General features: G+C 61.0%; 21 protein-coding genes. 6 read left to right on the forward strand and 15 right to left on the reverse strand.

Translation table 11 applies throughout. The features are described from left to right. The first annotated feature begins 81 nt into the window (after positions 1-81). A complete protein-coding gene (locus KUA23_RS12835) occupies positions 82-867 on the forward strand; it encodes a sulfite exporter TauE/SafE family protein (RefSeq protein WP_100490910.1) in 786 nt (261 codons plus the stop codon). 777 nt (positions 868-1,644) lie between these two features. Here KUA23_RS12835 and KUA23_RS12840 read toward each other — a convergent pair. Continuing rightward, entirely contained in the window at positions 1,645-2,877 is a 1,233-nt protein-coding gene (locus tag KUA23_RS12840) for an acyl-CoA dehydrogenase family protein (RefSeq protein WP_252994069.1), read from the reverse strand. A gap of 254 nt (positions 2,878-3,131) precedes the next feature. On the opposite strand from KUA23_RS12840, the gene sfnG reads away from it, so the two are divergent. Then, a complete protein-coding gene (gene sfnG, locus KUA23_RS12845) occupies positions 3,132-4,217 on the forward strand; it encodes a dimethylsulfone monooxygenase SfnG (RefSeq protein WP_078048157.1) in 1,086 nt (361 codons plus the stop codon). Here sfnG and KUA23_RS12850 read toward each other — a convergent pair. After that, on the reverse strand, positions 4,201-5,307 hold the full coding sequence (locus tag KUA23_RS12850; RefSeq protein WP_252994070.1) for a GNAT family N-acetyltransferase/peptidase C39 family protein: 1,107 nt from the start codon (positions 5,305-5,307) through the stop codon (positions 4,201-4,203). The two genes, sfnG and KUA23_RS12850, sit on opposite strands and share 17 nt — an antisense overlap. Before the next feature lie 94 nt (positions 5,308-5,401). Here KUA23_RS12850 and KUA23_RS12855 point away from each other — a divergent pair, with 94 nt between their 5' ends. Both KUA23_RS12855 and KUA23_RS12860 read left to right on the forward strand, forming a co-directional pair. Beyond that, positions 5,402-6,988: a RimK family ATP-grasp domain-containing protein gene (locus KUA23_RS12855; protein ID WP_100490908.1), complete on the forward strand. Its 1,587-nt coding sequence runs from the start codon at positions 5,402-5,404 to the stop codon at positions 6,986-6,988. Positions 6,989-6,995: 7 nt separating this feature from the next. Next, entirely contained in the window at positions 6,996-7,934 is a 939-nt protein-coding gene (locus KUA23_RS12860; RefSeq protein WP_252994071.1) for a magnesium transporter CorA family protein, read from the forward strand. A gap of 52 nt (positions 7,935-7,986) precedes the next feature. Here KUA23_RS12860 and map read toward each other — a convergent pair whose 3' ends face one another. After that, positions 7,987-8,742 carry a type I methionyl aminopeptidase gene (gene map / locus KUA23_RS12865; RefSeq protein ID WP_078048161.1) on the reverse strand — a complete coding sequence of 252 codons (756 nt, stop codon included), beginning with the start codon at positions 8,740-8,742 and terminating at the stop codon, positions 7,987-7,989. Beyond that, positions 8,742-8,942: a ParD-like family protein gene (locus KUA23_RS12870; protein WP_003190946.1), complete on the reverse strand. Its 201-nt coding sequence runs from the start codon at positions 8,940-8,942 to the stop codon at positions 8,742-8,744. Before KUA23_RS12870 ends, map begins: the two co-directional genes overlap by 1 nt. Before the next feature lie 273 nt (positions 8,943-9,215). Between KUA23_RS12870 and ilvA the strand changes: the two genes are divergently transcribed. Beyond that, a complete protein-coding gene (gene ilvA, locus KUA23_RS12875; protein WP_099492698.1) occupies positions 9,216-10,238 on the forward strand; it encodes a threonine ammonia-lyase, biosynthetic in 1,023 nt (340 codons plus the stop codon). Between the two features lie 234 nt (positions 10,239-10,472). Beyond that, positions 10,473-10,742 (forward strand): DUF1652 domain-containing protein, encoded by a 270-nt coding sequence (locus KUA23_RS12880; protein ID WP_078048163.1) that lies wholly within the window; start codon positions 10,473-10,475, stop codon positions 10,740-10,742. Here the strand turns inward: KUA23_RS12880 and KUA23_RS12885 are convergent. From KUA23_RS12885 to KUA23_RS12935, 11 genes are all read right to left on the reverse strand, one after another. After that, on the reverse strand, positions 10,739-11,137 hold the full coding sequence (locus KUA23_RS12885; protein ID WP_078048164.1) for a hypothetical protein: 399 nt from the start codon (positions 11,135-11,137) through the stop codon (positions 10,739-10,741). The two genes, KUA23_RS12880 and KUA23_RS12885, sit on opposite strands and share 4 nt — an antisense overlap. Before the next feature lie 78 nt (positions 11,138-11,215). Continuing rightward, positions 11,216-11,485: a DUF2790 domain-containing protein gene (locus KUA23_RS12890; RefSeq protein WP_092249050.1), complete on the reverse strand. Its 270-nt coding sequence runs from the start codon at positions 11,483-11,485 to the stop codon at positions 11,216-11,218. Positions 11,486-11,572: 87 nt separating this feature from the next. Beyond that, on the reverse strand, positions 11,573-12,511 hold the full coding sequence (locus KUA23_RS12895) for a carbohydrate kinase family protein (RefSeq protein WP_099492699.1): 939 nt from the start codon (positions 12,509-12,511) through the stop codon (positions 11,573-11,575). Positions 12,512-12,524: 13 nt separating this feature from the next. Further along, positions 12,525-14,006 (reverse strand): xylulokinase, encoded by a 1,482-nt coding sequence (gene xylB, locus KUA23_RS12900; protein ID WP_214497662.1) that lies wholly within the window; start codon positions 14,004-14,006, stop codon positions 12,525-12,527. 141 nt (positions 14,007-14,147) lie between these two features. Then, a complete protein-coding gene (locus KUA23_RS12905) occupies positions 14,148-15,629 on the reverse strand; it encodes a mannitol dehydrogenase family protein (protein WP_078048168.1) in 1,482 nt (493 codons plus the stop codon). Positions 15,630-15,645: 16 nt separating this feature from the next. Then, the gene (locus KUA23_RS12910) at positions 15,646-16,749 is read right to left on the reverse strand and encodes an ABC transporter ATP-binding protein (protein WP_078048169.1); all 1,104 of its coding nucleotides are present in this window, start codon (positions 16,747-16,749) and stop codon (positions 15,646-15,648) included. Positions 16,750-16,787: 38 nt separating this feature from the next. Next, positions 16,788-17,618: a carbohydrate ABC transporter permease gene (locus tag KUA23_RS12915; RefSeq protein ID WP_003173672.1), complete on the reverse strand. Its 831-nt coding sequence runs from the start codon at positions 17,616-17,618 to the stop codon at positions 16,788-16,790. A gap of 10 nt (positions 17,619-17,628) precedes the next feature. After that, positions 17,629-18,555 carry a carbohydrate ABC transporter permease gene (locus tag KUA23_RS12920; protein ID WP_078048170.1) on the reverse strand — a complete coding sequence of 309 codons (927 nt, stop codon included), beginning with the start codon at positions 18,553-18,555 and terminating at the stop codon, positions 17,629-17,631. 160 nt (positions 18,556-18,715) lie between these two features. Continuing rightward, complete coding sequence (locus KUA23_RS12925; protein WP_371857080.1) at positions 18,716-19,999, reverse strand: ABC transporter substrate-binding protein; 1,284 nt, start codon at positions 19,997-19,999, stop codon at positions 18,716-18,718. A 355-nt stretch (positions 20,000-20,354) separates the two neighbouring features. After that, entirely contained in the window at positions 20,355-21,260 is a 906-nt protein-coding gene (locus KUA23_RS12930) for an AraC family transcriptional regulator (RefSeq protein WP_078048172.1), read from the reverse strand. A 72-nt stretch (positions 21,261-21,332) separates the two neighbouring features. Continuing rightward, positions 21,333-22,622 (reverse strand): glycosyltransferase, encoded by a 1,290-nt coding sequence (locus KUA23_RS12935; protein ID WP_252994072.1) that lies wholly within the window; start codon positions 22,620-22,622, stop codon positions 21,333-21,335. Positions 22,623-22,694 lie beyond the last annotated feature (72 nt).

Genomic DNA, 22,694 nt, shown 5'->3' on the forward strand with positions numbered 1-22,694 from the left:
GTCAGATCATATTGATATAAGTCGTTATAAGAAAAATCGCTATCCTGCGGCCAGAAATTTATAAGGCCGCAGGTAGCTGTAATGGATGTGGGTAATGTTGGGTTTGTGGTTGCTGGCCTGATCGTCGGTTTTATCGTGGGCATGACCGGTGTGGGTGGGGGCTCGTTGATGACCCCGATCCTGCTGTGGTTCGGCATCAACCCTGCCACGGCGGTGGGCACCGACTTGTTGTACGCGGCCATCACCAAGTCCGGTGGTGTGCTGGTGCACAGCAAGAACAAGAATATCGACTGGACCATCACTGGATGGTTGACCTTGGGCAGCGTGCCTGCGGTGTTGCTGACCCTTTGGTTCCTGGCCAGCTTGCATACCGACCCCAGTGCCATGAACGCGGTGATCAAGCAGGCGCTCGGTGTGGTGTTGCTGCTGACGGCCTTGGCGATTCTGTTCAAGAAAAGCCTGTTGGCGTTTGCCCAGCGACATGCGGGTGATGACTATCACATGAGCCCGCGCAATCTGAATGCGCTCACGGTGGTGACAGGGGCGATCCTCGGAACTATGGTGGCCCTGACCTCCATTGGCGCGGGGGCGTTGGGGACGGTGGCGTTGTTTATTTTGTATCCGTTCCTGGCTACGCGGCGGTTGGTGGGGACTGAGATCGCGCATGCTGTGCCGCTGACCCTGGTGGCGGGGCTGGGGCATGCCAGCATGGGGAACATGGACTGGCATTTGCTCGGGTTTCTGTTGATGGGGTCGTTGCCGGGGATCTACCTTGGCAGTCATATGACTGGCAAGCTGCCAGATGGGGTGTTGCGGCCTTGTTTGGCGGTCATGTTGATGGCCATTGGTTATAAGCTGGCGTTTTGATTTGGGGGCATATCCGTTGTTTGGGTGATGGCTGGTATTGGTTCCGCCCTTACGGCGGGTCACTTTTGAAAAGAGCCCAAAAGTAACCAAAAGGCTCTTGCCCCAACACTCGGCACCTCGCTTAGGCTCGGTGTGCCCTCACTCCGGCTTTGGAGCGTGGGCCGCCGCGATGGGCCATCCTTGGCCCAGCGCGGCTAACCCGGCGTCCTGCCGGGTTACCCACGCTCCAAAGCCTGCGTTCGGCCAGCGTGTTTGACGGGGCGCCTCAGATCAAGATCAAGAGCGACTCGCTTCGCACCGTGGATACGCGGTCCATTGTAGGAGCCGGCTTGCCGGCGAAAAACGTGAGATCGCCGTGTTTATCCAGATGTACCCCCATCATCGTTAACGACCATCGCCGGCAAGCCGGCTCCTACAGTGGACCGCGTTGGCCTTTGCCTTTGCTCTACACCACTCAAGCCGGCTGTCAGGCCGCTGTGCTCTTGCTTTTGATTTTGATCTTAGGCGCCCCGTCAAACACGCTGGCCGGAATTCGGCAGGGATTTGGGGGGTAAACCGGCAGGGATGCCGGTTTAGCCGCCCCGCGCCATGGATGGCGCGTGGCGGCGGCCCCCTGAATACCTGTCGGATTACGGGCACACCGAGCCTAGGCGAGGTGCCGAGTGTTGGGGCAAGAGCCCTTTGGTTACTTTGGGGCTTTTCCAAAGTGACCCGCCGTAAGGGCGGAACCCATAGCAGCCGTTACCGCAGCAACGGATATACCCTCAAAACCCAGGCTCAACCCCGCCCATTCCCAATCTGCCAAACAAACGGCGGCTCAACCCCATTCACCACCCAATCCCCCACAATCCGCGCCTTGTAAATCACCGGATTATGCGACGACACCGTCCGTGCATTACGCCAATGCCGATCCAGCGCCTTACCCTGACGCACATCCGAAGCCCCCAATGCATTAAACAACTCACTGGTCGCACGCTGGACCAACTCCGACACCACCACCTGCGCCTTAGCCGACTCAATCTCAGCCGCCACGTTGGCCTCACGCTCCACCTCCTCATCCCCACCAAACCGCGCCACATAGGCCCGTTGCGCCGGCAGCGTCGCTTTCAGCGCGCTGGCCTCGGCGGCGTACACCAGGGCAGCCACTTCGCCCACCACCTGTTGAATCTGCGAATCCTGGCTGACATGGGCCGCATTGCCATGGCTGTAGATACGCTTGCGGCTGCGCACCTGATGCGCCACGTCACGCAGCGCCGCGCGGCCGATACCGGCCAGGCTGGCCAGTAGCACCAACTGGTAAAACGCGGTCTGGTATTTGAACCGGGTAGAAAAGTCGATGACGTTGTCCGCCTCTACCACCGCATCGGTAAAACGCGACGTGCCGCTGCCCGTAGTGCGCTGACCAAAGCCGTCCCAGTCGTCGCTGTGCACCACCCCAGGCTGGCGGGCGCGGGTGGCGGCGATCACGTCCGCGCCGGTGTCGCTGCGCTGGGCGTACACGTCGATCCAGTCGGCGAATATACTGCCGGTGCTGTAGAACTTTTCGCCGTTGAGCTTCCAGCGGTCGCCGTCGGGGCTGACCTGGGTGACCACGTCGCCGATGGCCACATTGCCGATTTCGGTCCAGGCGCAGCCGACGATATCGCCGGCCACGAAACGCTTGAACCACAGGTCGCGGCCGGCGCTGGGCGGTGCATTCAGGCGGTCTTCGGCAAAGGCAAAGTGCCCACGCAGGGCCTGGGGCACGTTGGAGTCGGCTTCGGCCAGTTCGATCAGCAGCTCGAACAACTGCGGCAGGGAGGCGCCGCCACCGCCGTATTCCACCGGTACGCGCACCGCGCCAAAGCCGGCCTCTTTCAGCCACTGGATCGGTGCGTAGGGCAGGGTGCGTGTGTGTTCACGCTCTACGGCGCCTTCTGCGATGCGCTGGAAAATCGGCCGGAAGCGTGTGGCCAAGGTCGGGTAGTCGACGCCGGTGGACAGCGGGTTGATAACGTGTTGTTCGGTCATGGGCAAGGTTCCTGGGCAGTGATCAATACAGGGTAGATTGCACAGTCCGTGCCGGGTGTCGGCGCCCGTATTTGCGGGGCAAAGTCGCCAGCCACTGTTGCCCTGGCAACAGCTGATCGACAAACCAGCACAGTCTGCGACATCGGCGTCGGCACCCGGCCTTGCTTCCTGCGCCCCAGGCACGGGCGTTTCCCGGGCCTGGCACGCTTGCTGCTCAAGCACTAGGTACATCCCTTTGTGCGAGGTACTGTTCGATGAGTCAGCAAGCCGTGAAATTTGCCTATTGGGTGCCCAACGTCAGCGGTGGGCTGGTGGTCAGCAAGATCGAGCAACGCACCCACTGGGGCATCGACTACAACCGCAAACTGGCGCAACTGGCCGAAGCCGCGGGCTTTGAATACGGCCTCACCCAGATCCGCTTCACCGCCGGCTACGGCGCCGAAAACCAGCATGAGTCCGTGGCGTTCAGCCATGCGCTGCTGGCGGCGACCACCACCCTCAAGGTGATCGCTGCGATACTGCCTGGCCCATGGCAACCGGCGCTCGCAGCCAAGCAACTGGCGACCATCGACCAGCTCACCAACGGCCGCATCGCGGTGAATATCGTCAGCGGCTGGTTCAAGGGCGAATTCCAGGCCATCGGCGAACATTGGCTGGAGCATGACGAGCGCTATCGCCGTTCCGAAGAATTCATCCGCGCCCTCAAAGGCATCTGGACCCAGGACGACTTCACCTTCAAGGGCGATTTCTACCGTTTCAACCATTACACCCTCAAGCCTAAGCCTCTGGGCCAGCCGGAAGTGTTTCAGGGCGGCAGTTCACGGGCGGCACGGGACATGGCCGCACGGGTGTCGGACTGGTACTTCACCAACGGCAACACCCCGGAAGGCATCAAGGCCCAGGTCGATGATATTCGCGCCAAGGCGGCAGCCAATAACCATTCGGTCAAGGTCGGCGTCAACGCTTTCGTGATTGCCCGCGACACCGAGGAAGAAGCTCGCGCCGTGTTGGCAGAGATCATCGACAAGGCCGACCCGGAAGCCGTGAATGCCTTTGGTGATGCGGCCAAGCAGGCCGGCAAGGCCTCACCGGAAGGCGAGGGCAACTGGGCCAAGTCCAGCTTTGAAGACCTGGTGCAGTACAACGATGGCTTCAAGACCAACTTGATCGGCACACCGCAGCAGATCGCCGAGCGCATTGTCGCGCTGAAGGCGGTGGGGGTGGACCTGGTGCTCGCGGGTTTCCTGCACTTCCAGGAAGAAGTCGAATACTTCGGCAAACGCGTGTTGCCGCTGGTGCGCGAACTGGAAGCCAAGGCCGCGATCAAGCAGGTGGCTTGAAGACCACCACCGCCGCGCGCAGTTTGTTGTTGCCAAACCGGCACATGCGCTCGAACTCCCCATGGCTGACCGGCAAATGCTGGCAGTCCAGGGGTTGGCGGTGCTGGCTATGGTCCACGTCCGGGTCGTGAAGGTAGACGAAGTCTTCGTCGCAATCGGTGACCATCACCCAGTGCGGTGACTTGGAGCGGGTGAGGCGGTAGCTGCTGATCAATACCAGCGGCTGGCCGCCGTCGCGCAGTACCTGAGGCAAGTCCAGCGCGCCGCCGAATACTTGCTCGACACAACTGCCGGCCAATTCCTCTTCGAACGCCTCGTGTACCAGGCGCATGACGTCCTTTTTATGTGCATCACGCACACCGTCCAGAAACAGCGGCCCGCGCACATTCACCTGCATGCGCACCGCGAAGCCCCGGCGCCAGGCCGCGAGCGCCAGCCCTTGGGGGCTGCAGCCGCCATGGCCGGCCGTCATGAACACGGTGGTCGCTTCGCGCCAGATCTGCAGCTCTTCACGCCGTTGCGCCACGCGCGCAGGCACCAGTGCGCCCATGGCCATCAGCAGGCAGGCGGCGCCACAGGTGAAGTCGGTGGTCTGCTGGTAATACGGCACGCTTTGCGGGCGCGCATCCTGATGCTGGACGATGCGTTTCTCCAGGCGCAGGGCGGCGGTGTGGTCTTCGTAGTAGTCGTTGATGAGGGCGAAGCGCCGGTAGCCATTGCGCTCATACAAGGCAAGGGCGCCGGGGTTATCGGTGCGCACTTCCAGGCGCAGGTAGGCGCAGTCGTGGTCCACGGCAATGGCTTCGATGCGGGCGAGCAACTGTTTGCCCAGCCCCAGCCCCAGGCCGCGCGCGTGCGCGGCGATGGCGATGGAGTACAGGCGCGCCAGCGAGGTGCCCCGATGGAACAGCACCAGTGCGTAGCCAAGCAACTGCCCGTCATTTTCCGCCACCAGCAAGTGGCCGTGGGCGCGGCTGATCATCCACTGGAAACTGCGCGTAGACAGCCGGTCGGTGGTGAAACAGTGTTGTTCCAGTGCCACCAATTCGGGCACATCGCAGGGGGTTGCAACGCGAAAGCAAAGAGCCATATGACCGCCGTAAAAGTTGCGTAACGAAACGGGACTTCTCTAAAAGATCGTGCTTAATAGAAAAGGTCGAGTTCTCTAAAGCGGATCAAATATTATGTCGGCGGTACAAGGTCATTGGCGTGAAGTATCCGAGCAAACGCTCGCGGCGACAATAACTAATAAAGGTTATTTTCCCGCCCCCCTCAAAGGAGCCAGTCAAGTAGTGATCATTGTCGAGCGCAAGGAAGATTGGGCCTCCTACTTCCCCAGCGAAGACATCGTCACCGCCCAGGAGTACCTGGAACAGACCCGGGAAAACGAGACCGGCAAGCGTGTCCAGGTGATCAACCTGTGCCGCAGCTACAAGTACCTGGGGCACGGTTATTACTGCTCGCTGCTCGCCGAAGCCCGTGGGCACAAGGTGATTCCGTCGGTGCGTACCATCAGCGAACTGACCAGGAAGTCGCTGTACGGCCTCGCGTTGGACGACCTGGACAAGACCCTTGATAAAGCCCTGAGTCATCATCTTTACAGCAATACCGAAGGCTTTACCCTGACACTTTACTTTGGCCGGACCAATATAGAACCGTTGCAGGATCTGGCCCGTCAATTGTTTGAGGCGTTCCCGTGCCCCATCCTGTTAGTTGATTTTAAAAAGAATAACGGCTGGCATATCGAAGGGGTCAAGTCCGGTGTGTTGCACAAGTTGCGCGATGATCAGGAAGATCAATTCGCCCACGCCCTCGACAACTTCAGCCGCAAGATCTGGCGCCAGCCACGTTCACGGCGCCTGGCCCGTTACGACCTGGCCATCCTGCACGATCCCCAGGAACAATTGCCGCCGTCGAATGCCAAGGCGTTGGAGAATTTCATCCGCGTGGGCAAGGGCCTGGGCATCGATGTGGAGTTGATCGAGCGCAAGGACTATTCGCGCCTGGCCGAATACGACGCCTTGCTGATCCGCGAGACCACCAGCGTCGACAACCACACTTACCGCTTCGCCAAGAAAGCCGAAAGCGAAGGCCTGGTGGTGATGGACGACCCGGCGTCGATCCTGCGCTGTACCAATAAGGTGTACCTCACCGACCTGCTCAACAGCCATCAACTGGGCATGCCCGCCACCGAGATCCTGTACAAGGAGCGACCGGAAGACTTCGAGCGGGTCGGCGAGCGCCTGGGGTTCCCGCTGGTGCTGAAGATCCCCGACGGTTGCTTTTCCCGTGGGGTGATCAAGGTGGAAAGTCAGGAAGCCTTGCTCAAGGCGACTGCCGAGTTGTTCGAGCATTCGGTGTTGCTGCTGGCGCAGGAATTCTTCTACACCGAGTACGACTGGCGTATCGGCGTACTCAACCGCAAGCCGATCTTTGCTTGCCAGTACTTTATGTCCAAGGGCCATTGGCAGATCTACAACCACAAGGCCATCGGCCAGGACATCAACGGCGAGTGCCGCACCCTCGCGGTCCACGAAGCACCCAAGGCCGTGGTAGAGCTGGCCGTGAAGACCGCCAACCTGATCGGTGATGGCCTCTACGGCGTCGACCTCAAGCAGTCCGGCGACAAGGTGGTGGTCATCGAGGTCAACGACAACCCCAACCTGGACGCGGGCATTGAGGACGCCTATTTGCAGGACGACCTCTACGGCTTGGTGCTGGAAGAATTCGTGCGGCGCCTGGAGTTGAAGCGCCAGGGCCAGGTCTGGTGAGCCGGCGATGATCCAGCGCTTTGAACTGGCCGATGGCAAGCTGCGCAGCGGAGAGCATGACGATGCCCCGATCCTGTTGTTCAACAACCCTGACCTGGCCGAGCGCGAGTGGCTGCGTGACCATCACAAGCTGGACGAACACGCCCTGGCTTCGGCGCTGGACCCTGATGAAGTTTCGCGTATCGAGTTTCACCCCGACAATCTGTTCCTGATCTGGAAACGCCCGGAGAACTACTCCGGAGGCGGCAACCTGGTGTTCGAGGTGTCGTCCTGCGGCCTGCTGTTTTCGCCCAGCCGCCTGCTGGTGATCGCCACCGACGAAACCCCGCTGACCGGCCTGGGTCAGCGCCGCCCGCTGCACACGCCGCTGGACGTACTGCTCGACCTGCTGCTCAACAACATCCATCACTACCTGGGCCACCTCAAAGTGATCAAGCTGGTCGCGCGGGAGTTGCAGCAGCAGTTCAATGCGTCCATGAGCAACCACCACCTGATGCAGATGTTCAGCCTCAGCGAAAGCCTGATCTATTACATCAACGCGCTGCACAGCAACGGCGCGGTGCTGTCGCGGTTGCGCAACCATGCCGAGAAGGAGCATTTCAGCGCAGAGACGCTTGGCCTGATCGATGACCTGATCATCGAGAACCACCAGTGCTACAAGCAGGCGGAGATCTATTCCAACGTGTTTTCCGGGTTGATCGATGCGCGTGGCAACCTGATGAACAACAGCATGAACAACCTGTTGCGCAAGCTGACGTTGATCAACGTGGCGTTCCTGCCGCTGAACTTGATTGCGAGCATTGGTGGCATGTCGGAGTTCAGCATGATGACGGCGGGGACGCCGTGGTGGGTGTCGTATCCGTTGTTCCTGCTGGCGATGGGGCTTGGGGCGGGGTTGATGGTGGTGGGGCTCAAGCGAATAGCGGGCGGCGCCAATGTGGTGTGAACACCGGTCCTTGTAGGAGCCGGCAAGCCGGCTCCTACAGGGGGTGTGTCGTTCAGGCGCCGGGTTGCAAGGTCAAGACCTCGAACCCATCCGCCGTCACCGCCACGGTATGTTCCCACTGCGCCGACAGGCTGTTGTCCTTGGTGACCACCGTCCAGCCATCCTTGAGGCTGCGTACTTTCGAGCTGCCTTGGTTGAGCATCGGCTCCACGGTAAACACCATGCCTTCACGCAGTTCCAACCCGGTGCCGGGACGGCCAAAGTGCAAGACCTGTGGCTCTTCATGCATCTGTCGGCCAATGCCGTGGCCGCAATACTCGCGCACCACGCTGTAGCCGTTGGCTTGCGCATGGCTCTGGATAGCGTGGCCGATATCACCCAGGCGCGCACCCGGCTTGACCTGGCGGATGCCGGCCCACATCGCTTCGAAAGTCATCTCCACCAGGCGCCGGGCCTTGGGGGCGACGGTGCCGATCATGTACATCTTGCTGGAATCGGCGATGTAGCCGCCTTTTTCCAAGGTGATGTCGATGTTGATGATGTCGCCGTCCTTGAGGATGTCCTTGGCGCTGGGCATGCCGTGGCACACCACCTCGTTGATCGAGGTGTTGATGGAGAAGGGGTAGTCGTATTGCCCCAGGCTGGCGGGGCGGGCCTTGAGGTCGTTGCGGATGAAGGCTTCGACGGCGGCGTCCAGCTCGAGGGTGGAGCGGCCGGCGGCGACAAAACCGTCGAGCAGGGTGAAAACCTGGGCCAGCAGGCGTCCGGATTCACGCATCACCGCCAGTTGTGCGGCAGTCTTGATCATCAACTGCGCCCCCGGATCAGGTCGGGCTTGTCCAGCAACAGTTTGTTGATCAGCTCGTTGTAGGGCAGGTGCGGATTGAGTTCGGCGAGCAGCCCGATCTTGATCCAGAATTCGGCCTGGGCGTTGATGGAACGGTCCATCGCGGCGCTGGCCAGGCGCAGTTGTTCGTGCAGTTGGTCGGTGATCTTGACGATGCCCATGGTGTTCACTGTGTGGTAGCAATATACAAAGCGTATATGTTTCGTATATCAATAGTAAACCCCTGGCCGCCAAATGGCGCTTGGCCATTGACTTGCCCGCAGGCCGCCGGTTAGTTTCGTCACATGACATTTCAAGCCTTTCGCAGCCAGCCAAGCATTATTACCGCCATTCCTCATTTGGCGGGATAGCACACGGCTGTACCCAAACCCGCCCTAGAGGCGGGTTTCGTTTTTCCGTCTCCAGGGTTTTTGACAAAAAGCCAGGAGACACCCATGAGCACCTGCACCGCGCCTCACACCGCCGACCCGGGACTGCTTGAACATTACGTGAAGAAGATTCTTGCCGCCCCGGTATACGACCTGGCGGTGCGCACGCCGTTGCAGGCGGCCCCGGCCCTGTCGGCACTGCTGGGCAACCAGGTGTTGCTCAAGCGCGAAGACCTGCAACCGACCTTTTCCTTCAAGATTCGCGGTGCCTACAACAAGCTGGTGCAGCTTACGCCTGAGCAAAAAGCCCGTGGCGTGGTGACCGCGTCGGCGGGTAACCACGCCCAGGGCGTGGCCCTGGCGGCACGGGAACTGGGGATCGAGGCGCGCATTGTAATGCCCGCCAGCACCCCGGAACTCAAGGTGCTGGGCGTGCGTTCACGCGGCGCGCACGCGGTGCTGCACGGCGCGAGCTTCCCGTTTGCCCTGGCCCACGCGCTGCAGTTGGCCGAGTCGTCCGGGTGTACCTTCGTTTCGCCCTTTGATGACCCGGACGTGATCGCCGGCCAAGGCACCGTCGCCATGGAAATCCTGCGCCAGCAGCAAGGGCCGCTGGACGCGATCTTCGTGCCGGTGGGCGGTGGTGGCCTGATCGCCGGCGTCGCCGCCTACGTCAAATACCTGCGTCCCGAGGTGCGCATCATTGGCGTCGAGCCCGAAGGTTCCAGCTGCCTGTTGGCGGCACTGCAGGCCGGTGAACGGGTGGTGCTGCCCAGCGTCGACGGGTTTGCCGACGGCACGGCGGTGGCGCAGGTCGGCGCGTATGGCTTCGAGATCTGCCGCGACTGGGTGGATGAAGTCATCACCGTCAGTAACGACGAACTGTGCAGCGCCATCAAGTTGATCTACGACGACACGCGCTCCATCACCGAGCCTTCCGGTGCGCTGGCGGTCGCGGGCATCCGCCACTACGTGGCCCGTCACCCATTGCGCGGGCAGACCCTGGTGGCGATCAATTCCGGGGCGAACATCAACTTCGATAGTTTGCGACATGTTGCCGAAAGGGTGGCTGCCCAGGGCGCCGTTTAACTTGAAGCCCAGGGTTAAACGATTAATCGCAGCGGTTCGACGACGATTCAATTGACACTGTTCAACCCCTATAACAACGCACAGTGCTTATGAGGAAAGGTTACAACGAGGGCCGTTTTTGCCGAGTAGGCTTGGGAGTTACAAGCGTCTGCCAGGGTCGGCGAGACGTGGCGGGCACGCGCCTGCCAGGTTCATAACACTCTGTTGGCAGTCTCAGAAAAGGAGAGGTTGACCATGCTTTCGGAACTAGAGCTTCGCAGCATCATTGAAGGAAGTTTCCTGCCTAAACGGTGCGAATGCACCAAAGCCGAAGATGCCTCGCTGACGATCAAGGTCTATGACGACCGCGACCGTGACCGGGTGGATTTGGAAGTCAAAGGTATCAACGCGGACAAACTCGACAGCAGTCGAGCGATTTGCAACCTGATCGCCGCGTTGCGCGAAGACCTCAAGCACACCCATGCACCCGCCCTGCAACGAGCGGGAGGGCGCAGCCTCTATTAGCTTGACGCTTGAGTGTGAGGGACAGAAGACCTGTGGGCCTGGATAAACGCCAGGCCCAATACGGTCTCTGTTGCCACCGCCAGCAGGATGCCTGGCCCCGCATTGCCATTGATCCACTCACCAAACCCCAATACCGCCAGCACCAGGCACCCGGTGATAAACCCGGTGGTCAGGGCGCGGCGCGTGTCCGAAGGGGGCGCGTGACGGGCGCGGTAGAACATGATGCCGATACCCAGGAAGAGCGCGGCGTTGCGGCGCGACACCATCCCGGTGGCGTTGGAATACTCCACGCTCCACAACCACAGCAGCAGGTCGGGTCGCAGGCCCCAGACCAGTGCGAGGGCGAAGCACAGCAGGGCGGTGAAGGTGGCGAGGGTACGGAAATTCAAGAGCATGGCGAATCCTTTCAGCCTTATGACAAGCCCGCAAGCGTACGCCTATTTGTGCGGGCCTGGCTCTATTGTTTCAACGCCTCAGTTCTGGAAGTCGCAGGCTTCGGACATTTTCCGGTAGCTCACGTCTTCCACCTTGCCTGCTTTATCCAGGAACTTGATATCCGCCTTGATGACCTTGCACTCATCGGTCGGGGTTTCGTTCATGGCCAGCACCTTGTCGATATTCATCGGCAGGCCGTAGTGGTAAGGCACGGGTTTGACGGCGGCTGTTTGATCGTCGGCCTGGGCCAGGCCAGACGCAGCCGCCAGTGCAAGGGTGGCACCGAGCATCAACGTGCGCAGTTTCATGGTGTTTCTCCGCAACAAGTGGGTACAACTTCACTCTCGGCTTGCGGGATTAACCATTGATTAATGTTTGCCTGGCTGACAAAAGCTTCATCCAAGCTGGTGGCGATGCGGCAGGTCCGGCCCGGTCTTGCCGCAGGTCAACGCCGCGGCGCGAATGGCAAAGCCCAGCATGGCGTCGATCTGTGCCCGCGTGAGCTGTTGCAGGCCCTCTACCGAGTCAAGCTGCTGCTCGGTCAGCCAGGCAATCAGCGCGGCCTGGAAGGTGTCGCCGGCCCCCACCGTGTCGGCCATCACCACCTTGACTGCCGGTTGCGACCAGTTACCGTGCTGGCGGCTGAACACACTGGCACCGTCGCCGCCACGGGTCAGGAATACCAGTTGGCAACGGTGTTGCAGCCAGCCTTGCAGCACGCTTTCCGGCGACTGGTCAGGGTAGAGCAGGTGCAGGTCTTCGTCGCTGACCTTGATCAGGTCGGCATGCTTGACCAGTTCCGCCACGCGGTCGCGCCACAGCTGGATATCCGGCTGCGGGTTGAGGCGCACGTTGGGGTCGAGGCTGATCAGGCGTTTGCCGCTTTCGCGCTTCACCAGGTTCAGCAGGGTGTCGCCAATCGGCTGCACCACCAGGGAAAACGAGCCGATATGCAGGCCGCGAATGTCAGCCCCCAACGCGGGCAGGTGGGCGACTTCCAGCAGGCGGTCGGCGCAGCCTTCGCCTCGGAAGTTGTACTGCGGTGAGCCATCGGCACCCACGGCGACCATCGACAGGGTGGTCGGTGCGGCGAACTCCACCAGGAACTGCTCGCTCACGCCTTCATCCTTGAGCACCTGCAACAAGCGACGGCCAAGGAAGTCGGTGGACACCCCGCCGAACAATCCGGCCTCGATGCCCAGGCGGCGCAAGCCTACGGCGACGTTGAACGGCGAGCCGCCGGCAATCGCCTTGTAATTGACCTTGGACGCCTGCCCGCTGGCATCCTCCTCGCTGAAAAAATCAAACAGCGCTTCACCACACACCAGATACATAGTCGTTCGCTCTTTAAAGGGTTGCCACGTGCTGTTGATAGCGCTCGTAAGCCTGTTGATAGGCGCTGACGCTGGCCGCCACCGGCAGCGTACGGCTGGCCGGGTCGACGCTCACGCATTTGTCGCACAGGCTGGCCAGGGGTTCGCCGGACTGGCTCCAGGCCGCCTGGATCGCCGCGCCCAGGGCCGCGGCTTCGCTTTGTTCGGTGCAAATCACTTCGGTGTTCATGATATCGGCCACCATCTGCCGCCAGACCGGGCTTTTCGAACCGCCGCCGATCAGGCGGATGCTCTGGCTTTGCAGGCCGGTCTGGCGCAGCAGGTCGAGGCCGTAGCGCAGGCCAAAGGTGGTGCCTTCGACCACCGCGCGGCACAGGTTGGCGCGGGTCAGGTTGGTCATGGTCAGGCCGTGCAGGCTGCCGGTGGCGTGGGGCAGGGCGGGCACGCGCTCGCCGTTGAGGAACGGCAGCATGCTCACGCCGTCGGCGCCGATGGGCGCTTGCTCGACCAGGGCGTTGAACGCGGCCAAGTCGAGGTCGAACAGCTCACGGATAACCCCGGTGGCGTTGGTCAGGTTCATGGTGCAAATCAGTGGCAGCCAGCCGCTGCTGGACGAGCAGAAGGTCGCGACCGAGGCCTGTGGGCTGACGTTGGGTTGGTCGGCAAACGCATACACGGTGCCCGACGAACCCAGGCTCATGGTGATCACACCGGGGGCAATGTTGCCGGTGCCGATGGCGCCCATCATGTTGTCGCCGCCGCCGCTGGAGACGATGGCGTTGGGGTTGATGCCCAGGCGTTCGGCGATGGCGGGCAGGATCGTGCCGACTGCCTGATCGGCCTCGATCAATGGCGGCAAGGCCCGTTCCAGGCGACCGCTCGGGTCGATGTGCTGGAGCAGCGCCACATCCCACTCACGGCTGCGCACGTTGAAGTAGCCGGTGCCCGACGCATCGCCATACTCGGCGACGGCGCGACCGGTGAGCCAATAGTTGAGGTAATCGTGGGGCAGCAGGATATGCGCGATGCGCGCGAAGATGTCCGGGTGCTGCTCGCGGGTCCACAGCAGTTTCGACACGGTGTAGCCCGGTGCAATGGCGACGCCCAGGCGCTCCAGCGAGCCACTCTCGCCGCCCAGGTACGCCAGCAGGCGGTCGTTCTCGGGGGCGGTTTCGGTGTCGCACCACAGTTTGGCCGGGCGCAGCACCTGGCCCTGGTCATCGAGCAGCACCAGGCCGTGTTGTTGACCGGACACGCCAATACCGAGGATATCCTGGCCGTCCACGCCGGCCTGTTGCAGGGCGCGGTGGGTGGCTTCGGTAAAGGCGTCCAGCCACTCTTGGGTGTGCTGCTCGCGCCGCCCATTGGCGCCGCTGATCAAGGTGTGCGCAGCCGCGCCGAGGCCCAGTACCTTGCCGCTGGAGGCGTCGAGGACGATGGCCTTGGTACCTTGGGTGCCGCAGTCGATGCCGAGAAACAGGTTTTGCTGGGTCATGATGGGGTGCTCAGCAGTCTTATTTTTTGGAGTGTTAACCCGATCAAAAAGTGGGAGCGGGCTTGCTCGCGAATGCGGTGTTTCAGTCGATACATTTGTCTCTGACAGACCGCATTCGCGAGCAAGCCCGCTCCCACAGTGTTAATTCGGTTTCTTCAGGAGGTTCTGCAGGGTTGCGGTGACTCCAGTGTCACGCAGGCTTGCATAGCACCGCTCGAACGCTGCCACAAACTCAGGCGAATTGGGAATAGCCGTCCCAAAAATCTCTTCCACCCCCAGCAGCCGTTTGCTGATCAACGCCTCATCACTCACCAGCCCTTGGCAAAACTCTGCACGCGGATCGGGAATCTTGTAGCTCACGCTATTCTCGTCCACACCCTTGAGGTACAACGCCCACGCCGCTACTACCAACGCCGCACGCTCGGTCTCGCGGCCATCGGCAATCAGGCGATTGATGGTCGGCACGGTGAACTTGGGAAACTTCGACGAGCCATCCGAGCACACGCGCTCCAACTGATCGGCAATCGCCTGGTTGGAGAAGCGGTCCACCAGGGTCTGCTTGTACTCGGTCAAATCGATGCCCGGCACCGGCGCCAGGTTTGGCGTGACGTCCAGGTCCATGTAGGCGCGCATGTAGGCCACGAACACCGGGTCATTCATGGTTTCGTGCACAAACCGATAACCCTTGAGAAAGCCCAGGTAGGTCAGCGCCAGGTGGCTGCCGTTGAGCAGGCCGATCTTCATTTCTTCATAGGGCGTGACGTCATCGGTGAACTGCACGCCGACCTTTTCCCAGGCTGGGCGACCGTTGACGAACTTGTCTTCCAGCACCCATTGCACAAAGGGTTCACAGACCACCGGCCAGGCGTCGTCGATGCCGTGATCGTCGTGTAGTTGCAGGCGGTGGGCGGTGCTGGTCATCGGTGTGATGCGGTCGACCATGGCATTCGGGAAGCTGACGTTGGCCTTGATCCAGTCATGCAGCTCGGCATTGTGCAGGGCGGCGAAGGCCAGCAGGGCCTTGCGCGTCACGGCGCCGTTATGCGGCAAGTTATCGCAGGACATCACGGTAAATGCCGGGGTGCCGGCAGCACGGCGTTTGGTCAGCGCGGCGCAGATAAAACCGAACACGGTTTTCGGTGCGCTCGGATGCGCCAGGTCGTGCTGGATCTGCGGCAGGTGGGCCATGAACTCGCCGTTGCTGTCATCGATGCAGTAGCCGCCTTCGGTGATGGTCAGCGAGACGATACGGATCGCCGGGTTGGCGAGTTTATCGATCAGCGCCTGTGCGCCGTCTTCGGCCAGCAGCATGTCACTGATCGAGCCGATCACGCGCACTTCGGTGTCGTCGGTATCGCCCAGTTCATACAGGGTGAACAGGTAGTCCTGGCCGGCCAGGTCGTCACGGGCCTTGCGGTCCTCGGCCCGCAGGCCGACGCCGCAGATGCTCCAGTCCAGGCCTTCGCCGGTATTCATCAACGCATCGGTGTAATACGCCTGGTGCGCGCGATGGAAACCGCCGACGCCAATATGGGCGATGCCCTGGGTGGTGCTGGCAATGGCGTAGGCCGGCAGTTTCACGTGCGGTGCCAACTGGGTGAGGTTCTGCTTATTCAGTTTCATCACGACTCTCGCGAAATCAGGCGGCGGCGCGCAGTGGGCGGGCCACGGCTACACCGTCGGTGTCGAACAGGTGGCAGTGCGCCGGGTCCAGGTGCAGGTGCAGCGTCTCGCCATACTGGCTGGCCATGTCGCCGCGAATCCGCATGGTCAGCGGCTCGCCGTTGGCGGTGATGACGTGGCAGAAAGTGTCGCTGCCCAGGCGCTCGCCGACGTCGGCGGTGACGGTCAGGGTGGTTTGGCCCGGGGAAGCAATTTCCAGATGTTCCGGACGAATGCCCAGGGTCACTGCACTGCCCACGCTCAAGGTGGCGCCACTCAGCGGCAGGTTGATCAACGTGCCAGCGTCCAACTGCACTTCGCAGCCTTGGCTTTCAACACGGGTGACTTTGCCCTTGAGGAAACCCATCTTCGGCGTGCCCAGGAAGCCGGCCACAAACAGGTTGGCCGGCTGGTGATACAGCTCCAGCGGCGAGCCGACCTGCTCGATACGGCCACTGTTGAGCACCACGACCTTGTCGGCCAGGGTCATGGCTTCAACCTGGTCGTGGGTTACGTAGATCATGGTCGCTTGCAGCTCTTTATGCAGGCGCGCCAGCTCCAGGCGCATTTGCACGCGCAGGGCGGCGTCGAGGTTGGACAGTGGTTCGTCGAACAGGAAGATCTTCGGGTTGCGCACAATCGCACGGCCGATGGCCACACGCTGACGCTGGCCGCCAGACAGTTGCTTGGGCTTGCGCTCCAGCAGCGGGCCCAGCTCGAGGATGCGCGCCGCTTCGCTGACCTTGCTTTCCACCAGCTTTTTGTCGACACCGGCCAGGTCCAGGGCAAACGACATGTTCTTGCGCACGCTCATGTGCGGGTACAGCGCGTAGGTCTGGAACACCATTGCCAGGTCGCGCTTGGCCGGGGTCACTTCGGTGATGTCGCGACCGTCCAGTTCGATGGTGCCTTCGGTGACTTCTTCCAGGCCGGCGATCAGGCGCAGCAGCGTGGATTTACCGCAGCCCGACGGCCCGACGAACACCACGAATTCCTTGTCGTTCACTTCCAGGTCGATGCCCTTGATGATCGAGAAGCCTTCGAAGCCTTTTTGCAGATTCTTGATTTTCAGGTTGGCCATGGGATGGGCCTCCGCGTTGAATTTTTATTAAAAGGCCGTTATTTCACGGCGCCGAAGGACAAACCGCGCACCAGCTGTTTCTGGCTGATCCAGCCAAAGATCAGGATCGGCGCGCAGGCCAGGGTCGAGACGGCAGACAATTTGGCCCAGAACAACCCTTCGGGGCTGGAGTAGGAGGCGATCAGCGCCGTCAATGGCGCGGCGGCGGACGAGGTGAGGTTCAGCGACCAGAACGCCTCGTTCCAGCACAGGATCAGCGACAGCAACACGGTAGAGGCCAGGCCACCCTTGGCGATCGGCAGCAGCACGCGGACCATTTCCTGCCACAGCGTGGCACCGTCCAGGCGCGCGGCTTCGAGGATGTCCTTGGGGATGTCCTTGAAGTAGGTGTACACCATCCAGACCACAATCGGCAGGTTGATCAGGGTGTAGATGATGATCAGCGCAATGCGCGTATCCAGCAGGCCAAAGCTCTTGGCCAACAGGTAGATCGGCATCAACACGCCCACCGGCGGCAGCATCTTGGTGGACAGCATCCACAGCAGCGTGCCCTTGGTGCGCTGGGTTTCGTAGAACGCCATGGAGTAGGCGGCGGGCACCGAGATCAGCAGGCACAGGGCGGTGGCGCTGAAGGAGATCAGCACCGAGTTCCACGCATAACTGAAGTAGTTGCTGCGCTCGTTGATGTGCAGGTAGTTCTCCAGCGTCGGCGTAAAGATGAACTGCGGCGGCGTGGCGAACGCGTCGATTTCGGTCTTGAAGCTGGTCAGCACCATCCAGAAGATCGGGAAGAAGATCAGGATCGCGATGGCCCAGGCCAGGGTGCCGAGCAACAGGCTTTGCAGGCGGCGGGATTGTTGAAGCGTCATGGCGCGGCCCTCAAGGCTTGTCAGTCAGGTTTTTGCCGATCATCCGCACCAGGATGATCGCCGCGATATTGGCGATGACTACGGCAATCAAGCCGCCAGCCGAAGCCATGCCCACGTCGAACTGCACCAGCGCCTGGTTGTAGATCAGGTAGGCGAGGTTGGTGGACGCGTAACCGGGGCCACCGTTGGTGGTGGTGAAGATTTCGGCAAACACCGAGAGCAGGAAGATCGTCTCGATCATCACCACCACGGCAATCGGGCGGGCCAGGTGGGGCAGGGTCAGGTGCCAGAAGATCGCGATGGCACCGGCACCGTCCAGGCGCGCGGCTTCCTTTTGTTCCTGGTCGAGGGACTGCATGGCGGTCATCAGCAGCAGGATCGCAAAGGGCAACCATTGCCAGGACACAATGATGATGATCGACAGCAACGGATAGTGCGCCAGCCAGTCCACCGGCTCGGCGCCGAACAGCTTCCACACCGCGGCGAGGATCCCCGACACCGGGTGGAAAATCAGGTTCTTCCAGATCAGCGCACCGACGGTGGGCATGATGAAGAACGGCGAGATCAACAACACCCGCACGAGCCCGCGACCGAAGAACTCGCTGGCTTCAAGCAGGGCGCTGATCAACACGCCGAACACCACGCTGATCAGCAGCACGCTGCCCACCAGCAACAGGGTATTGGTGGCGCCGGGCAAGAAGCCCGAGTCGGTCACGAAATACGTGAAGTTCTCCAGCCCCACGAACTGGTTTTCACCGGGGTAGAGCAGGTTGTAGCGGATCAGCGAAAAGTACAGGGTCATGCCCAGCGGCACGATCATCCACAGCAGCAGCAAGGCGACCGAGGGGCTGACAAGGAACCAGCCGGGGTTGGCCAGGCGGTTTTTGCCTGGTTTGGCCGACACGGCGGTTTGCACTTGGGCAGTGTTGGTATTCATAGGATCAGAACCAGTCAGGTACATGCAGAACTAGAGTCGAAGCGCGGTCAGTGTGGGAGCGGGCTTGCTCGCGAATGCGGTGCGTCAGTCACGGATACATCAACTGGAAGACTGCATTCGCGAGCAAGCCCGCTCCCACCTTTACAGTGGTGTACCCACTTTATTTGGGATAACCCGCCCGCTTCATTTCACGCTCGGTGGTGGTCTGCGCGGCGGTCAATGCAGCATCCACCGTCTGCTGACCGGTCAGCGCGCCGGAGAAGAACTTGCCGACCTGGGTGCCGATCGCCTGGAATTCAGGGATGGTCACCAACTGGATACCGATATACGGCACCGGTTTGAGCGTCGGTTTGGTCGGGTCCGCGACTTTCAGCGATTCGAGGGTCACCTTGGCAAACGGCGCGGCCTTCATGTACTCGTCGCTGTAGGTCGACTTGCGCGTGCCTGGCGGTACGTTGGCAACGCCGTCGGTCTTGGCAACCAGGGCGCCATATTCCTTGGAAGTGGCCCAACTGGTGAAGACCTTGGCGGCGTCCTTGGCCTTGGAACTGGTCGGGATCGCCAGGCTCCAGGAGTACAGCCACGACGTCCCTTTGTCGGTCTTTTCGTGAGGGGCAAAGGTGAAGCCGACGTGGTCAGCCACTTTACTCTGGGTCTTGTCGGTGACGAACGAGCCGGCCACGCTGGCATCGACCCAGATGGCGCACTTGCCGCTGTTGAACAGCGCCAGGTTTTCGTTGAAACCGTTGCTGGAAGCACCCGGCGGGCCGGACTTCTTCATGTTGTCGACGTAGAAGTTCAGCGCATCCTTCCATTCAGGGCCGTTGAATTCAGGTTGCCACTTCTCGTCGAACCAACGCGCACCGTAGCCGTTGGCCAGGGTGGTGATCAGCGCCATGTTCTCGCCCCAGCCGGCTTTGCCGCGCAGGCACAGGCCGTACTGCTCTTTGCTCTTGTCGGTGAGTTTGCTGGCGAATTCGCCGATCTGTGTCCAGGTCGGGTGCTCGGGCATGGTCAGCCCGGCGTCCTTGAACAGGTCGGTGCGGTAATAGGTGATCGAGCTTTCGGCGTAGAACGGCAGGGCGTACAGCGAACCCTTGACGGACAAACCGTCACGCACCGAAGGGAATACATCGTCAAGGTCGTAGGACGCCGGCAGGTCCTTCATCGGCTCCAGCCAACCCTTTGCACCCCAGAGTGCAGCTTCGTACATGCCGATGGTCAACACATCGAACTGCCCGCCCTGGGTGGCGATGTCGGTGGTCAGGCGCTGGCGCAGTACGTTTTCTTCGAGCACCACCCAGTTCAGCTTGATCTCCGGATGCTCGGCCTCGAAGGTTTTCGAGAGCTTTTGCATGCGGATCATGTCGCTGTTGTTGACGGTGGCAATGGTCAGGGTTTGCGCGCCAAAGCTGACGGCGCTGAGGGTCATGCAGGTGGTCATGCAGGTCGAAACAAGCAGTGCTTTTGCTGTGAACTTCATCGCGCACTCCATTTCCGCGCCCAGGGGGCTACAGAAGGACAGTTATTGTTGTTGTGTCTTCCTACAGGTCGTCAGGAAGAGTGTGCGTTGATTACAGCCTTGAAATGGGGTTGTGACAAATCCTTGGGCGCACTGGGACTGATACTTTTTTGCACTCGTGCTGGCGATGGCTGAAACGATTCGCCCGGTGTGCCCCCTGCAGGAGCCGGCTTGCGCGATGGTGGTCAACGATAACGCGCAAAACCGGGATAAGCGCGGCGTCTACAGGGGGTTCGCCGGCAAGCCGGCTCCTACGGTAAAGCGTCGGGCATTGAGTTCAAGCCAGGTTCTGTTCGGTAAGCCGCTGCACCGCCAGGCGCCGGTAGTGGGAAGGGGTCATGCCTTTAAGCTGCTGGAAACGTCGATTGAAGTTGGAAATGTTGTTGAAGCCCGACTCGAAGCACACATCCGTCACGGCTTTATCCCCATCGGCCAACAATTCGCAGGATTTGCTGATACGCAGCCGATTGACGAACTCGATGAAGGTGCGCCCGGTGGCCTGTTTGAACACGCGAGAGAAGTAAGTGGGCTTCATGCCCAAGTATTCTGCCACTTCTTCGAGCGGCAACTCCCGCGCATAGTGGGCAAAGATGTAATCCACCGCGCGGTTGGTACGGTCGATGCTGTGTTCATCGGCCAGTTGCGGTGTGGTCACACCGGACAGCAGTTGGTAGTCCTCACAGGCGCTCAACACGTCCAGCAGGATAAAGAAGTGCCCCAGGCGCGCCATGCCCTGGGCGTCCTCTATGCGTTGCATCAAGGTCATGGCCTGGGCGATGGTTTTTTTGCAGCGGAACTCGATGCCGTACTGCGCGCGCTCCAGCAACGGCGCCAGGCTCCTGAGTTCAGCGAAGATGTGGCTGCCTTGCTCGAACAGTTCATCGGTGAAGTTCACCAGCATGTCGCGTTTGGGCACCACCTCGTCTTCCTCCACCTGGCTGATCCAGTTGTGGGGCAAGTTGGGGCCGGTGAGGAACAGGCTTTCCGGGTAGAAGTTGCCGATATAATCGCCGATGAACACCTTGCCGGAACTGGCGACGATCAGGTGCAACTCGTATTCCTTGTGAAAGTGCCAGCGCACCAGCGGGCAGGGGAAACCGTGCTGGCGATAGATGATGGACAAGCCGTTATGGTCGTCCATCAGTTCGTAGGAAGGGTCGGTGATACGCGTTGCTCGGGTCATGCTGCCGTCGCTTTATTGTGGTTGCTGCGTAGGATAATGCCTCCTCGCGCGCAACCTCGCCAGCGCCGCTGTCTAGACGTTGCGGTTTTTCGCCTCGATCCACTGCGACATGTACTGGGTACTTTTATGCGCGTGGTGGCGCAGCATGCTGCCGGTGAAGTTGTCCCGGCGATGGGCCGTGAGGTGGCTGCGGCACTGCTCCAGGCACGCCACCAACGCCGGGCCGTGGACCTTCTGGTCATAACGCCGCGCCAATAGTTGGCGACCGTCTTCCTGGGCCTGGGTCCAGCGTTCACGGTCCTGATACAAGGCTACCGCCGCCGCCGCGAGGGCAGGGGCGCTGTGTTCTACCACGCCAGGCCATGGCTGCTCGTCACCCATGGCTTCGGCGCCCATCGGCGTGGTGACGTTTGGCGTACCGCAGAGCATTGCATCGGCCAGCTTGCCCTTGATGCCGGCACCCAATCGCAGGGGCGCCAGGCAGATACGCGCGGCGGTCATCACCTGCAAGGCGTCTTCGGCCCAGTTCATCACATGAAAACCCTGCGCCGGGTTATGCAAGGCGGTGGCTTTGGGCGGCGTGTAGGCGCCATAGATGTGCAACTGCGCTCCCGGCAATTGCTGGCGGATCAGCGGCCACAGGCTGTTTTTCATCCAGAGCACCGCGTCCCAGTTGGGCGCGTGGCGAAAGTTGCCGATGCTGAGAAAGTGCGCGCGGTCTTCAAAGGGTGCGAAGGGCTCGGTCGGCGGCTCCAGCATCAGCGGGCACCAGTGGAGCAGGGCGGCTGGCACCTTGAAGTGCTCGGTGAGCAGGCGGATTTCCACGTCGGAAATCATCAGGCTGATATCACAGCGGTAAATCGCCGCGATTTCGCGCTTGGCCAGGTCGGTCTCGGCCATCAGTCGGAACTCTTCCTGCAACGTCGGTGAAAACAGGGCGCTGAAGTCGTCGCTGTCGGGGTGCGCCTTCAGGTGATCCTTTAGACGCTGGTGACGCGCGCCGCGCAGGCTCTGCAGGTCGGAGGTTTCCAGCACGCGCAGGGCGTCGGGGCAGCATTTTTCGACGCGCCAGCCAAACTGTTCCTCCATCATGAAGCGGTCGAACAGCACGATATCCGGGGCGAGTTCGCGAATAAAATCATCGAAACTGCTGTTATTCAGCTCGATGGCGCATTCGGCGATACCCAGCGCAGGCAAATCGGCCTTGTGTTCGCCAATGGTCGCTGGGCTGCTGAAGGTGATGTCCCAACCTTGTGTAAGAAAACTCTCAAGGATTTGCATCATATGCCCGCCTGCGGCCGAGGAACGGGGCTCCGGCCAGACGTAACCAATGACCAAGACTTTGGTGACAGGGGCATTCATCGACATCGTTTTCCTTGAGGGGCAGGGCGCAAAGCGCGCAATTAAACCATAACCCGCGACATGACAATTTAT

This window comes from Pseudomonas pergaminensis (assembly GCF_024112395.2).
Classification (GTDB): Bacteria; Pseudomonadota; Gammaproteobacteria; order Pseudomonadales; family Pseudomonadaceae; genus Aquipseudomonas; species Aquipseudomonas pergaminensis.

Coding starts and splice junctions, on each gene's coding strand:
- KUA23_RS12850 (WP_252994070.1), bottom strand. CDS start 5,307: ATGGCTCTTTGCTTTCGCGTTGCAACCCCCTGCGATGTGCCCGAATTG.
- xylB (WP_214497662.1), bottom strand. CDS start 14,006: ATGACCCAGCAAAACCTGTTTCTCGGCATCGACTGCGGCACCCAAGGT.
- KUA23_RS12935 (WP_252994072.1), bottom strand. CDS start 22,622: ATGAATGCCCCTGTCACCAAAGTCTTGGTCATTGGTTACGTCTGGCCG.
- KUA23_RS12930 (WP_078048172.1), bottom strand. CDS start 21,260: ATGACCCGAGCAACGCGTATCACCGACCCTTCCTACGAACTGATGGAC.
- KUA23_RS12860 (WP_252994071.1), top strand. CDS start 6,996: ATGATCCAGCGCTTTGAACTGGCCGATGGCAAGCTGCGCAGCGGAGAG.
- KUA23_RS12870 (WP_003190946.1), bottom strand. CDS start 8,942: ATGGGCATCGTCAAGATCACCGACCAACTGCACGAACAACTGCGCCTG.
- ilvA (WP_099492698.1), top strand. CDS start 9,216: ATGAGCACCTGCACCGCGCCTCACACCGCCGACCCGGGACTGCTTGAA.
- KUA23_RS12905 (WP_078048168.1), bottom strand. CDS start 15,629: ATGAAACTGAATAAGCAGAACCTCACCCAGTTGGCACCGCACGTGAAA.
- KUA23_RS12910 (WP_078048169.1), bottom strand. CDS start 16,749: ATGGCCAACCTGAAAATCAAGAATCTGCAAAAAGGCTTCGAAGGCTTC.
- KUA23_RS12890 (WP_092249050.1), bottom strand. CDS start 11,485: ATGAAACTGCGCACGTTGATGCTCGGTGCCACCCTTGCACTGGCGGCT.
- map (WP_078048161.1), bottom strand. CDS start 8,742: ATGATCAAGACTGCCGCACAACTGGCGGTGATGCGTGAATCCGGACGC.
- KUA23_RS12840 (WP_252994069.1), bottom strand. CDS start 2,877: ATGACCGAACAACACGTTATCAACCCGCTGTCCACCGGCGTCGACTAC.
- KUA23_RS12895 (WP_099492699.1), bottom strand. CDS start 12,511: ATGTATCTGGTGTGTGGTGAAGCGCTGTTTGATTTTTTCAGCGAGGAG.
- KUA23_RS12920 (WP_078048170.1), bottom strand. CDS start 18,555: ATGAATACCAACACTGCCCAAGTGCAAACCGCCGTGTCGGCCAAACCA.
- KUA23_RS12915 (WP_003173672.1), bottom strand. CDS start 17,618: ATGACGCTTCAACAATCCCGCCGCCTGCAAAGCCTGTTGCTCGGCACC.
- KUA23_RS12855 (WP_100490908.1), top strand. CDS start 5,402: ATGTCGGCGGTACAAGGTCATTGGCGTGAAGTATCCGAGCAAACGCTC.
- KUA23_RS12880 (WP_078048163.1), top strand. CDS start 10,473: ATGCTTTCGGAACTAGAGCTTCGCAGCATCATTGAAGGAAGTTTCCTG.
- KUA23_RS12885 (WP_078048164.1), bottom strand. CDS start 11,137: ATGCTCTTGAATTTCCGTACCCTCGCCACCTTCACCGCCCTGCTGTGC.
- KUA23_RS12925 (WP_371857080.1), bottom strand. CDS start 19,999: ATGACCACCTGCATGACCCTCAGCGCCGTCAGCTTTGGCGCGCAAACC.
- KUA23_RS12835 (WP_100490910.1), top strand. CDS start 82: ATGGATGTGGGTAATGTTGGGTTTGTGGTTGCTGGCCTGATCGTCGGT.
- sfnG (WP_078048157.1), top strand. CDS start 3,132: ATGAGTCAGCAAGCCGTGAAATTTGCCTATTGGGTGCCCAACGTCAGC.